The organism is Pseudomonas sp. FA-1 (genome assembly GCF_056856075.1).
Genome location: NZ_JBWXTH010000008.1, coordinates 1 through 11,993, shown reverse-complemented (window position 1 = coordinate 11,993; position 11,993 = coordinate 1). Strand labels below are relative to the sequence as shown.

The 11,993-nt window shown below is 63.3% G+C and carries 10 protein-coding genes; 2 read left to right on the top strand and 8 right to left on the bottom strand.

What is annotated here, in order from left to right; translation table 11 throughout:
* Positions 1-105: 105 nt before the first annotated feature.
* On the bottom strand, positions 106-918 hold the full coding sequence (locus AC1MHZ_RS15375; RefSeq protein ID WP_084856597.1) for a tetratricopeptide repeat protein: 813 nt from the start codon (positions 916-918) through the stop codon (positions 106-108).
* A 208-nt stretch (positions 919-1,126) separates the two neighbouring features.
* On the opposite strand from AC1MHZ_RS15375, the gene AC1MHZ_RS15370 reads away from it, so the two are divergent.
* The gene (locus AC1MHZ_RS15370; RefSeq protein ID WP_482966583.1) at positions 1,127-1,684 is read left to right on the top strand and encodes a WCX domain-containing protein; all 558 of its coding nucleotides are present in this window, start codon (positions 1,127-1,129) and stop codon (positions 1,682-1,684) included.
* Positions 1,685-1,810: 126 nt separating this feature from the next.
* Here the strand turns inward: AC1MHZ_RS15370 and AC1MHZ_RS15365 are convergent, their stop codons facing one another.
* The 7 genes from AC1MHZ_RS15365 to AC1MHZ_RS15335 form a co-directional block, all read right to left on the bottom strand.
* Positions 1,811-2,674, bottom strand: a complete 864-nt coding sequence (locus tag AC1MHZ_RS15365; RefSeq protein ID WP_482966582.1) for an ABC transporter permease — start codon at positions 2,672-2,674, stop codon at positions 1,811-1,813.
* A 14-nt stretch (positions 2,675-2,688) separates the two neighbouring features.
* Positions 2,689-3,552: an ABC transporter ATP-binding protein gene (locus AC1MHZ_RS15360; RefSeq protein WP_482966581.1), complete on the bottom strand. Its 864-nt coding sequence runs from the start codon at positions 3,550-3,552 to the stop codon at positions 2,689-2,691.
* 6 nt (positions 3,553-3,558) lie between these two features.
* Positions 3,559-4,578 (bottom strand): ABC transporter substrate-binding protein, encoded by a 1,020-nt coding sequence (locus AC1MHZ_RS15355; protein ID WP_482966580.1) that lies wholly within the window; start codon positions 4,576-4,578, stop codon positions 3,559-3,561.
* Between the two features lie 18 nt (positions 4,579-4,596).
* Positions 4,597-5,496, bottom strand: a complete 900-nt coding sequence (locus tag AC1MHZ_RS15350; protein WP_482966579.1) for a TauD/TfdA dioxygenase family protein — start codon at positions 5,494-5,496, stop codon at positions 4,597-4,599.
* A 249-nt stretch (positions 5,497-5,745) separates the two neighbouring features.
* Entirely contained in the window at positions 5,746-7,104 is a 1,359-nt protein-coding gene (locus AC1MHZ_RS15345) for an HlyD family type I secretion periplasmic adaptor subunit (RefSeq protein WP_172403016.1), read from the bottom strand.
* Between the two features lie 7 nt (positions 7,105-7,111).
* The gene (locus tag AC1MHZ_RS15340) at positions 7,112-9,268 is read right to left on the bottom strand and encodes a type I secretion system permease/ATPase (protein WP_084856608.1); all 2,157 of its coding nucleotides are present in this window, start codon (positions 9,266-9,268) and stop codon (positions 7,112-7,114) included.
* A 45-nt stretch (positions 9,269-9,313) separates the two neighbouring features.
* On the bottom strand, positions 9,314-10,651 hold the full coding sequence (locus AC1MHZ_RS15335) for a TolC family outer membrane protein (protein WP_224457574.1): 1,338 nt from the start codon (positions 10,649-10,651) through the stop codon (positions 9,314-9,316).
* 344 nt (positions 10,652-10,995) lie between these two features.
* On the opposite strand from AC1MHZ_RS15335, the gene AC1MHZ_RS15330 reads away from it, so the two are divergent.
* Positions 10,996-11,993, top strand: a 998-nt coding sequence (locus tag AC1MHZ_RS15330) for a retention module-containing protein (protein WP_482966578.1), incomplete at its 3' end; no start/stop codon positions are given.

Here is an 11,993-nt window from a genome sequence, read left to right as displayed (position 1 = left end):
TATTCATAGTTTGCTAACTATCAATATTACGCCCTGCCCTCCCCCTGTCGTCAACCGGGGGCGACAGGTTGCCTGGATGAATTGTTGTTCATGTGAGCGTCGGCTTCAGCCTTGGACCTGGTCTTCCAGCTTCATGGTCAGCGCCAGCGCACTGCCCATTTCGATCGCCTGGTCACGCCAGCTCAGGTAGCGGGCGCCGTCGCGGCGGCTGTAATGCACCGCCAGTTCCTCGGCCGCCTGCATCACCCCTGCGGACGCCGCCAGCTCCAGCCAGTACAACGCGGCCTTGGTATCGACTTGCACATGGACGCCATGGAGCAACCGGTAGCCCACTTCGAAGCGGCAACGGGGCTCGCCCTGTTCTGCCCCACGCAGGAACCACTGGCAGGCTTCGGCCAGGTCGACCTGCCATTGCAGGGCTGGGTCGCACACTTCTTCTTCGTAGAGGTCACCCAATGCCGCTGCGGCGTGGCACATGCCCCGCTCGAAGGCGTGCCGATAGCATTCCGCGGCCTGGCTGTAGGACACCTTCACGCCTTTGCCGAAATAGTGCTGCTGGCCCAGGTTGAACCAGGCCATGGCGTCGCCTTGCATGGCCGCCATGCGCAGCAGATGCCCAGCCAGCAGCGTATCGGCGCGCCAGTACTTGCCGTTGAGCCAGATCCAGCCCAGGTCATTGAGCGCCGCCACGCTGCCTTCCAGTGCCTGGCCTCGTAGGTCGCGATAAACCTGCTGCGGGTCGTTCGACTCGTCCAGACGGGCGACCAACCTGGCGCGCTCGCCCGGCAGTGTGGGCTGGCTGGGCAGGCCGATGCCGACGAAATGCCGATGACGCAGGGCATGGCGTGCCGGGGCTGGCGTGACCCGCTCGGGTAGAAGGCGCGCGAGCAGCGAATGGATGTTGCTGGCAGCAGACATGTTCATCCTCATTGAACGACCCACAGATCCGACCGCGACTGTGCGAGGCAGAGATTCTGCGCGACAGCACGTCAGAACCTGTCGCGGACGAATCGAAACCAGGCAACCAAACGTCGGTTCCTTGATCTGAGCAACGCAATGGCCAATTGCCACGCATCCATGACAGCCGCCATGCTATTGCGGCAACCCTAGACAAGGACGTTCCGTTTTGCCGTTCGCCACCACCCGCGCCACTCTCAGCCGACAATGGGCGCTGCTGCGCCAGCTGCCCAGCCGCTCCCCGGGTATCACCAGCGCCGAGCTGGTCTGGCGCCTACGCGATGTGGGCTTCAGCGTCAGCAAACGCACGATCGAACGCGACCTCAACGAGCTGTCATTGATCTTTCCGCTGGAACGCAACGACAAGAGCATCCCGTACGGCTGGCATTGGTCAGCCAGCGCCGTGGGTGAGCAGCGGGGTAATTTCGACCTGCACGGCTACCTGCGCAGCGAAGCGCTGCAGCCGGAGCAGGAGGCAGGCATCACGCTGCAGGCCTGGATCAGCGACGCGCTGGCCCGGCAGTTGCGCGAGGCGCCGCTGACCCGCGACATGCAGCTCACCGCACTGGAGCATGGGCACCGTCTGCGGGCCACGGTCAGCGATGGCGGGCCGCTGCGCTGGTGGCTGTTGAGCCAAGGGGGTGGGCTGATGGTGGAATTGCCGCTGGCACTGCGCGAGGAGATTGCGCAGACGCTGAACAGTGCGGCGGCGTTGTACAAGGAGTAGGCACCGGCGTGGGCCCTATCGCGGGACAAGTCCCACAGTGATTTCGCAAGTCTTGAGAGGGGCGCAATCTCGGTGGGAGCTGACGACTGCCTGCGATGGGCTGCACAGCAGCCCCGGCTAAAGCATCTAACGCTGCATGCCCCAGCGTCGTACGGTCACCCGCTCCAGGCTATTGAACACCAGCCCTTCGACCAGCAAGCCGATGACGATCACCACGGCCAACCCGGCGAACACTTTGTCGGTGTACAGCTCGTTGCGGTTCTGGAAGATATACCAGCCCAACCCGCCCTTGCCGCTGCTGGCACCGAACACCAGCTCGGCCGCAATCAACGTGCGCCAGGCAAAGGCCCAGCCGATCTTGAGCCCCGAGAGAATCGACGGCAGCGCCGCCGGTACCAGGATATGCAGCACCAGGCGCAAACCGCGCAGCCCATAGTTGCGCCCGGCCATGCGCAGGGTCTGCGAAACCCCAAGGAACCCGGCATAGGTATTGAGCGCCAGTGCCCAGAGTACCGAGTGCACCAGGACGAAGATCAGGCTGTTGTCGCCCAGGCCAAACCACAACAGCGCCAGGGGTAGCAGCGCGATCGCCGGCAGCGGGTTGAACATCGACGTCAGGGTGCCGAGCAAGTCACGGCCGAACTGGGTCGACACCGCCAGGCTGGTCAGGCCGAAAGCCAGGACGATGCCCAGCACATAGCCCTTGAGCAGGACCACCAGCGAAACACCCACCTTGGCCGGCAACTCGCCGCTACGTAGACCATCCCACAGCGCCGTGGCCGTTTGCAGGAAACTGGGCAACAGCAGGTCGTTGCCCTGGAAGCGAGCGATACCTTCCCAGACCACCGCCAATACCAGCAGGATCACTGATTTTCGCAACAAGCCGTGTTGCCAGAGACGCTGGGCAATGGGCAGTCGCCGTTCGAGGGTTACATCGGGCAGTGGCGCCAGCTGCACTTCGTATTCCTGGCGTGCAGGTAGGGTCGTCATGGCACAAGCTCCTGTCAGTAGGCGATGCGGATATCGTTGAAACCAAGCTCCGCCGCGGCCTGCGCCTCAGGAGCCTGGTCGAACAGCAGGCGATGGATGCGCCGGGCGCTGGCCTGGAAGTCGGCACCGCCCAGGCTGCCGAAGCTGTACTGGTGGCTGTGCACTTCCGCTCGTACTCTGCCCGGGTGGGGCGAAAGCAACAGGATGCGGTTGCCGACCACCAAGGCCTCCTCGATGGAATGGGTGACGAACAGCAACGTGAAACGCACCTCCTCCCACAGCTGCAGCAGTTCCTCCTGCATCTTGCGACGGGTCAGGGCGTCGAGCGCGGCGAAGGGCTCGTCCATCAGCAGGATCTTGGGCTGGGTGGCCAGGGCCCGGGCAATGGCCACCCGCGCCTTCATGCCACCGGACAACGTGTGGGGGTAGGCGTCTGCAAAATTGGCCAGGCCTACCTTGTCCAGGTAATGCAGTGCCCGCTCTTCGGCCTCGGCGCGCTTGAGCTGGCCGCACACCAGCAGGGGGAACATGACGTTTTGCTTCACTGTCTTCCAGGGCGGCAACTGATCGAACTCCTGGAACACGACGATACGGTCGGGGCCAGGGCCCTTGACCGGCTGCTCTTGTAACAGGATCTGCCCTTCCCTGGGCTCGATGAACCCGGCCACGGCCTTGAGCAGCGTGGATTTGCCACAACCGGAGGGCCCCAGCAGGACGAAGCGGTCAGCGCGATCGATTTCGAAACTGACCTGGTGGGTGGCCCGCACCACGCGCTGGGCGGTGCGGTATTCAAGGCTAAGGTCGTCCACCTGCAACAGCGGTGGCGTGGCGATACGGCTCAGGGTGCTGGCCGCGTGGCCTGGCAGTGGGGCGGTCATCGGCGATCAGCTCCCTTGCAGCGGGCGTTCGTCCTGGAAGAAGTAGTCCTTCCACGACTCGGGCTTGTGCTTGATGGCGCCGACCCGGTAGAGGAACTCGGCCAGTTTGTAGGTGTTCTTCGGCGTGACGGTGAACTCGTACTGCGGGTTGTCGATCAGCTTGATCAGCGTGTCCCGGTCGATCTTGGCCTTGGTCACGCGGATATACGTATCGGCAGCGGCGGCCTTGTCCTTCTGGGCGAATTCAGCGGCTTCGACCAGCGCATCGACGAAGGCCTTGTAGGTTTTGGGGTTGACCTTGCGGAACTTCTCGGTGGCGAACAGCAGGGTCGGTGAGTTCGGGCCGAGCAGGTCGTAGCTGTTGAGCACCACGTGGACGTTCTTGTTGGCCAGCACCTGGTCTTGGAACGGCGGGTTGGAGAAGTGCCCGTTGAGCTCGGTGCCGCCGGCCAGCAGGGCTGCAGTGGCGTCCGGGTGCGGCACGGCCAGGGTGTACTTGTCCAGGCGGGCGTATTCCTTGTCGCCCCATTGCTGGGCCGCAGCGTATTGGAGGAAGCGCGACTGCACCGAGACGCCGACCGCCGGTACGGCGATGCGGTCGCTGGCGCCCAGGTCAGCGATGGTCTTCACGTTCGGGTTGCTGCTGACCAGGTAGTACGGAAAGTTGCCCAGCGAGGCAACAGCCTTGACGTTCTGCCGCCCCTTGGTGCGGTCCCATACGGTCAACAACGGGCCGACACCTGCACCGGCGATGTCCACCGAACCGGACAGCAGCGCGTCGTTGATCGCCGCGCCGCCGGAGAGCTGCGCCCAGTCGACCTGGATGTCGACGCCCTGCGCCTTGCCATGCTTCTCGATCAACTGCTGGTCGCGGACCACATTGAGCAGCAAGTAGACGATGCCGAACTGTTCGGCGATGCGGATCTTGCCTTCGGCCTGGGCCGCCGCCGGGGCGGCCAGGCTACCGACGACCAGGGTGACGCCCAGGCCGATGCTCGCCGCCAGGCGGCTGATGGATTTGCGCATGATGAATATCCTCGGTCGTCAGAAAGGGGCATCGCCCTGGATGGTGGTGCGGTACAGCTTGCGCCGCAGGTGCGCAGGGCAGCCGGCGGCCAGGTGGATCAACGAGCGGTTGTCCCAGAACACCAGGTCGTGAGGCTGCCAGCGGTGGCGGTAGATGTTCGCCTCGAGCACGCTCAGGGCGTAGAGCTGCTGCAGCACGTCGCGGCTTTCGTCGTCCGACAGGCCGACGATGCGAGTGGTGAAGCCTTCGCTGACGAACAGCGCCTTGCGGCCGTTTTCCGGGTGGGTACGCACCACTGGGTGGATGACTTCCTTGACCTCGGCCAGTTGCGCGGCGGTCAGGGTGGGCCGCCAGTCACCCTCGAACTTGGCCTCGGCATAACGGGCGGTGTAGGAGTGAGCGGCGCTACGGCCTTCGACCACCTTGCGCAAGGCTTCAGGCACCGCGTCCCAGGCCCTGTGCATGTCGGCGAACAGGGTGTCGCCGCCTTCGCTGGGCAGCTCTTGGGCATGCAGCATGGAGCCGAGGCTGGGCAGCGTTTTGTAGGAGAGGTCCGAATGCCAGAATTTGCCGGCATCGCCCAGGCCGATGTTGCGACCGTTTTCGATGATGTTGGAAACGATCAGGATCTCGGGGTGCCCTTCGAGCAGGAACTGCTTGAGCACATGGATCTGCAGTTCGCCGAAGCGGCGGCTGAAGGCAATGTGCTCCTCGGGGGTGATGTGTTGGTTGCGAAACACCAGGACGTGATGATCGAGGTGGGCGCGGTGGATCCGGGTGAAGTCCGCGGCATTGATCGGCCGGGCCAGGTCGAGGCCTGTGACCTCGGCGCCGACGGCACCGGGGAATGGGCGGATATCGAAGGTTTGCGGCTGGGCGCTGTCGATGGACGACAAGGCGTTCGAGGCGGCTGGCATCTGTTCACTCCCACGCAATGCGCGACCAAGGGGCGCGCAACGATCAGAAACGCACGGGGAAATTCCCGTGTGGGTTCGAGTCGTGCGGCGCGCCGATTGGTCGGCAGGTACGCAGTGGGGATGACTATAAAGTCATAAGAAAGATAATTTAAATATCTTTAACGCATAAATATATGCGAGGGCTACGCCCTCGTTTCGCGGCACAAGGCCGCTCCCACAGGCCCGACACCTGTGGGCAGCCAACGAAGGTCACCGCTCTCGCAAGGCTTCCGATTGGGCCTTGATGATCGGCTTGAGCAGGTAGCTCATGATGGTCTTCTTGCCGGTCATGATGTCCACCGTGGCGACCATCCCGGGGATGATCAGCAGCGGCTTTTCATCGGTGCCCAGGTGGCTGCGGTCAGTACGCAGTTTGATCAGGTAGTAGGTGGTCTTTTTGTCTTCGTCGGTGATGGTGTCTGCACCGATCTGTTCCAGCTTGGCCTTGAGCCCGCCGTAGATGGTGTAGTCGTACGCAGTGAACTTGACCGTGGCCTCCTGGCCCGGGTGCAGGAAGGCGATGTCCTTGGGCAGGATCTTCGCCTCGATGACCAGGCTGTCGTCGAGCGGCACGATCTCGACGATATCGCTGCCCGGCTGGATCACGCCACCGATGGTGTTGACCAGCAATTGCTTGACGATGCCGCGCACCGGCGAGGTGACCAGGGTGCGGTTGACCCGGTCGTCCAGCGCCTTGCTGGTGGCGGTGGCCTTGTTCAGCTCGGTACGCGCCTCGTTGAGCTGGGTGAGGGCCTCGCTGCGGAACTTGCCGCGGGTTTCCTCGACCTTGCTCTGAACCTCCCTGATCGCCGCCTCGGCGCGCGGGATGGCCAGGGCTGTGGCATCCAGCTGGCCACGGTTCTCCACCTCGGCCCTGCGCAGGCGCAGGATCTCGACCTGGGAAATCGCACCCTGGGCTACCAGCGGCTCGGACATGGAGATTTCCTGGCGCAGCAGGCGCAGGCTGTTGGCGTACTGGGCACGCTTGGAATTGAATTCGCGCAGTTCCTGTTCGCGCTGCACCAGCTGTTGCTGCAGGCCGCCGATTTCGTCCTGCAGTTGCTGGCGACGGCTCAGGTACAGCGATTCTTCATTGGCTGCCTGGCTCGGTGCGGCCTTGCGCAACGCTTCGTCGATCTTCAACGGACGGTCCTCCACCTCGGCACTCAGCCGCTCGACGCGCAGGGCCATGGCCAGGCGGTCGGCCTCGGTTTCGCCGACATTGGAGGCGAAGCGGGTTTCGTCCAGCCGCAGCAGCGGCTGGCCGACCTCCACCACCTGCCCTTCCTTGGCGAAGATCTCGGCAACGATGCCGCCTTCCAGGTTCTGGATCTTCTGCACCTTGGACGACGGAATGGCCTTGCCTTCGCCACGGGTGACCTCGTCGATGTGGGCGAAGCTGGCCCAGACGATCAGGAACACGAAGAAGGCGATCACCCCCCAGATGGTCAGGCGCACGACACGCGGTGCGTCTTCGATCAGGGCCTTGTTGACCTCGGGCAAGGGCTGCCCGCCGAACGATTCCGAGCCTTTGAAATAGCGGCGCAGATTGTCCTTGAAACGCCCCATATCCAGCTTATGCAACACTGATCTGCCCCTTCTTCAGCGCATCCATGACCGCGGCCTTCGGGCCATCGGCGACAATCTGCCCCCGGTCGATGACCACCAGGCGATCGACCAGCGACAACAGCGAGGCCCGATGGGTGACCAACAATACCGTCTTGCCTTCGATCACCGCCTGCAGCCGCTGCTTGAGGCGTTCTTCGCCGGTGTTGTCCATGGCGCTGGTGGGCTCGTCGAGCAGCAGTATCTGCGGGTTGAGCAGCAGTGCACGACCCAAGGCGACGTTCTGCCGCTGGCCGCCGGAGAGGTTCTGGCCACGCTCGCCGACCTGCAGCTCATAGCCGTCCGGGTGCAGCCGGGCGAACTCGTGCACGCCGGCAAGCTCCGCTGCCTGCAGCACCAGCTCATCTTCGATGTAGCGAGCACCGCTGACCAGGTTGTCACGCAGGGTACCGGCCAGCAGCTGGATGTCCTGGGGCACGTAACCGATGTTGTGGCGCAACTCGCTGACATCCACCTGGCGGATGTCCACGCCATCGATCAGCAGTGAGCCGTTGTCGGCCTGGTAGAGGCCGACGATCAGCTTGGCCAATGAGCTCTTGCCCGAGCCGCTGCGGCCAATGATGCCGACCTTTTCGCCCGGCCGAATGTTCAGGTTGATACCCTTGAGCGCCTGGTTCTGCTGGTTCGGGTAGGTGAAGTCGACCCCTCGGAACTCGATGGCGCCTTGCAGGGTGCGACGGCTCATGGGCCGCTCCTCGAAATTGCGCTCCTGGGGCAGCTCCATCATTTGGTCGGTGGCGGTCATGGTCACCTTGGCCTGCTGGTAGCGCGCCAGCAGCCCGTTGAGCTGGCTGAGCGGGCCAAGGGCGCGACCGCTGAGCATGTAGCATGCCACCAGCCCGCCCATGCTGAGCTGGCCGTCGATGATCAGGTAGACGCCGACGCAGATCATCGCCACGCCCGCCAGCTGCTGGACCAGCGAGGTGATGTTCATCGCCAGGCTCGACAGCATCTTGACCCGCAGCTCCAGGCGGCTGAGCGTGCCCAGCGTCTGCTCCCACATGTACTGGCGTTCGCTTTCGGCGTTGTTGACTTTCACCGCATCGAGTCCCGCCAGGGTCTCGATCAGGCTGGACTGGCGCTCGGCGGCCAGGGCCATGGTCCGCTCCATGGTGGCCATCAAAGGTTTCTGCAGGGCATAGCCGATACCCAGGGCCAGAGGGAACGCAATGATCGGGATCCACACCAGGTGCCCACCAATGATGGCGATGACGATCAGGATGAGGACGGTGAATGGCAGGTCGATCAGGCTGGTGAGGGTCAGCGAGGCAAGGAAGTCGCGCAGCCCCTGGAATTCATGGATGTTCTGGGCAAAGCTGCCGACCCTGGCGGGGCGGTATTTCATGGCCATGCCGACGATGCGCTCGAACAGGGTCGCCGAAATGATCAGGTCGGTCTTCTTGCCGGCAAGGTCCAGGCAGAGACTGCGCAAGCCCTTTAGGATCAGGTCGAAGATATAGGCGCCCGTAATACCGATCGCCAGCACCCACAGGGTCGAGGTGGCCTGGTTGGGCACCACCCGGTCGTAGACGTTCATCACGAACAGCGGCGCGGCCAGGGCGATGAGGTTGATCACCAGGCTCGCGGCGATGGCATCGATGTACAGCCAGCGGCTGCGCATCAGGGTATCGCGGAACCAGGAACGTGCACGCGGGATCAGGTTGCCGTGGTTGACGTCGAACTTGTGCTGCGGCTGGGCGAAGAACACCAAGCCACTGTAGTCGTCCAGCAGCGCCTCGCGGCTGACATGCACCTCGCCACCGTCGCTCTCGCTGAGCAGCAGACGTGCAGTGTCCTGGTTCTCCCAGCCGAGCAGGACGGCGCTGCGCCCCTCCTTGAGCAGCAGCATGGCCGGCATCGCGATACTGGGGATATGCTCGAGCTTGCGCTGCAGCAAGCGCCCCTGCAGGCCAGCCCGGGCAGCCGCGCGTGGCAGCAGCTCGGAGCTCAGGCGCTGGGCAGGCAGCGGCAGGCCGGTGGTCAGCATGGCCCGGCTGGCGGGCTTCTGGTGCAGGACACACAGGGTCAGCAGACTGTCCAGCAAGGGGTCGTCATGCTGACTGCGTGGATCGTGACTGAGTTGGACTCGACGGACTTCGGATTCCACGCGGCGCTCTCTTCATCCTTGGTTTAGATGGGGCGGGTGCGCCTTTCAGTTCATGCCTGGAAGGTTCACCTTGGGTTTCAGGTCGTTCTGCACAACGGTGGCCATGGGGGCTACGACACCCTGGCTCTTGAGCAGCTGGCCAATGGTCGCCTTGATTCGATACTGAGTAAACAATTGTAGGTTCTTTACCTCTACGAGACGACGCTGGGCGGTGAAGGTTTCATTCTCACTGTCGAGCAAGTCGAGCAAGGTGCGCTCGCCGAGGCTGAACTGCTGCTGATAGGCACTGCGTACACGGTTGCTGTGGTCAACGTATTGCTGGGCGATCGGCAACTGGGCATTGGCGTTGTCCAGAGCATTCCAGGCCAGGCCCAGTTCTTCATTGAGCTGGCGCAAGGCATTGTTGCGAATGTCCAGCGCCTGGTTGGCCAGGTACGACTTGGACTGCAGGTCGGCCTTGTTGCTGCCGCCGGCATACAGGTTGAAGTTCATGCGCAGCATCGCCTGCCACTCGTTGTTGTGGCCGCGGGCACCGTCCAGATTGTTATCGGCCGTGCGGCCGAGTTCTGCATCGAAGCGAGGGTAGAAAGTGGACTTGGCCGCCTCGTACTGTTTCTCCGCAGCCGCGATATCCGATTCAGCCGAGCGCAGCACCGGGCTGCTCTCGATCATCTGCAAGCGCGCCTCTTCCAGGTTGGCCGGCAGCAGGTCGATGAACGGCGCGGGCTTGCTGAGTTCATCCGGCATCTGGCCCACCACGCTCAGGTAGTTGGTGTTGGCATCGGCCAGGTTGGTCTGCTCGGTAATCAGGTTGTTGCGCGCCTGGGCCAGACGCGCCTCGGCCTGGTCGAGGTCGGCCATGCGGCCCACACCACGGCTGGTACGCAGCTGGATCTGGTCGAGGATGCGTTCGTGATTGCGCAGGTTGTCCTCGGCCAGGCGCACCATCTCGCGACGCGCCAATACATCCAGGTACACCTGGGCGACCGTCAACGCGGTGCGCTCGGAAGTCCCCATCAGCGAGTAGGCACGGGCGTTGACGGTGGCTTGTTGACGTCCGACCTCGCTGGAGGTGGCGAAACCGTCAAAAACCATTTGCCGAAGACGCACGGCGGACTCGCCACGGTTCAACGTTTCCCATCGATTGCCGGTGCTCGGGCTGTCGGTCCCCTCCCGACCATAGCCGGCCGTCAGGTCGACCCGCGGCAAATAGCCGCCCTGCGCGGCGCGCAGTTGATAGTCCGCAGCCACCCGGGCATTGACTCCGGCCTGGATTTCCGGATGCACCTCGAGCGCCTTCTGCATGGCTTCAGGCAAGGTTTGTGCTTGGGCGAAAGTGGCGGCGAAAGCCAGAGGAATAGCGGTGAACAGTGACGCACGCATTTTTACTGATTCCCGAGGGAGCTGTTGTCCCAAATCACAGCCGTAGCTGTTCCAACCTTGGAAAATGGCGGCCTGATGGACCGTAGTACGGACTTCCGGAGGGGTACTGGATGTACGAAGGAAGGGTGGCTGCCGGTTAAATATCAATGTGACATTACTTGGACGATTGTTTAGGATGGCAACCAGAAGGTCAATAGTTTGGCATAAAGTTAATAGCCAGAAATTATAGCCATAAATTTGACGAATTAATGCGTCAAAACTTTTTTGAAATATTCCATCGGAAGGCCGCACGCGTACATCGGCTGGGCATGGAAGCCATCTGAACGGGAAACCCGGAGAGTCCAATGAGCAGTGTTGTTGCTATCGTCAAAAGCATTGTTGGCCAAGTCATCGCAGAATCCCCTGAAGGTATCCGCCGTGTACTGGTCGAAGGCGACCGCCTGTTCGCCGGCGAGCAGGTACTGACCGGCCCGGGTGGTGCCGTCACCCTGGAGCTGGCTGATGGCCGCCTGCTCGACCTGGGCCGCGACACCCAATGGAGCGCCGACACGCCCGACAGCACTGCCGACTTGAGCCAGGCGACCGCCCAGGCGGCCCCCTCCGTGGAAGAACTGCAACAGGCCATTGCCGCAGGCCTCGACCCGACCACCGAACTGGAGGCGCCTGCAGCAGGCCCGGCCTCGGCGGGTGGCAACGGCGCCCTGGGGGGCGGCCATAGCTTCGTGATGCTCGAGGAGACCGCGGGGGCCGTGGACCCGACCATCGGCTTCCCGACCGATCCGCTGGGCTTTGCCATCGCGCAGGCCAACGAGGAAATCGGCGGGCTCGACCCCAACGGCACGACGACCGACAATCTCCCCGTCGCGACTGGCCTGATCCTGACCGCCACCCCTTCGATCACCGAAGCAGGTGGCGTAATCGTCTACACCGCTACGGTGGGCCAGCCGCCACTGACGAACCTGACCGTGACCCTGTCCAACGGCGCTGTCATCGTGATTCCGGCTGGCCAAACCAGCGGCAGCGTCAATGTCACCATCGCACCAAATGACACGGTGTATGTCGACGGCGGCGAGATTTCCGCCTCCATCACCGGCACCAGCGGTGGCAATGGCTTGGTCGTCACCCCGGACACGCGCCCGGCGGTGACCGAAGTCACCGACACCATCGACAACACCACCGCCACGCTGACCGCAACGCCGAGCGTGAGCGAAGGCGGTGTGATCACCTATACCGTGACCTTGAGCAACCCGGCGCAAACGCCGGTCACCGTGACCCTGTCCAACGGCCAGACCATCACCATCAAGGCCGGCGAGACCACCGGTACCGTGGACTTCCAGACCCC

Excerpts from the sequence above, each read along its gene's own strand:
- AC1MHZ_RS15375 (WP_084856597.1), bottom strand. The coding sequence starts at position 918 with ATGTCTGCTGCCAGCAACATCCATTCGCTGCTCGCGCGCCTTCTACCC.
- AC1MHZ_RS15365 (WP_482966582.1), bottom strand. The coding sequence starts at position 2,674 with ATGACGACCCTACCTGCACGCCAGGAATACGAAGTGCAGCTGGCGCCA.
- AC1MHZ_RS15360 (WP_482966581.1), bottom strand. The coding sequence starts at position 3,552 with ATGACCGCCCCACTGCCAGGCCACGCGGCCAGCACCCTGAGCCGTATC.
- AC1MHZ_RS15355 (WP_482966580.1), bottom strand. The coding sequence starts at position 4,578 with ATGCGCAAATCCATCAGCCGCCTGGCGGCGAGCATCGGCCTGGGCGTC.
- AC1MHZ_RS15350 (WP_482966579.1), bottom strand. The coding sequence starts at position 5,496 with ATGCCAGCCGCCTCGAACGCCTTGTCGTCCATCGACAGCGCCCAGCCG.
- AC1MHZ_RS15345 (WP_172403016.1), bottom strand. The coding sequence starts at position 7,104 with ATGGGGCGTTTCAAGGACAATCTGCGCCGCTATTTCAAAGGCTCGGAA.
- AC1MHZ_RS15335 (WP_224457574.1), bottom strand. The coding sequence starts at position 10,651 with ATGCGTGCGTCACTGTTCACCGCTATTCCTCTGGCTTTCGCCGCCACT.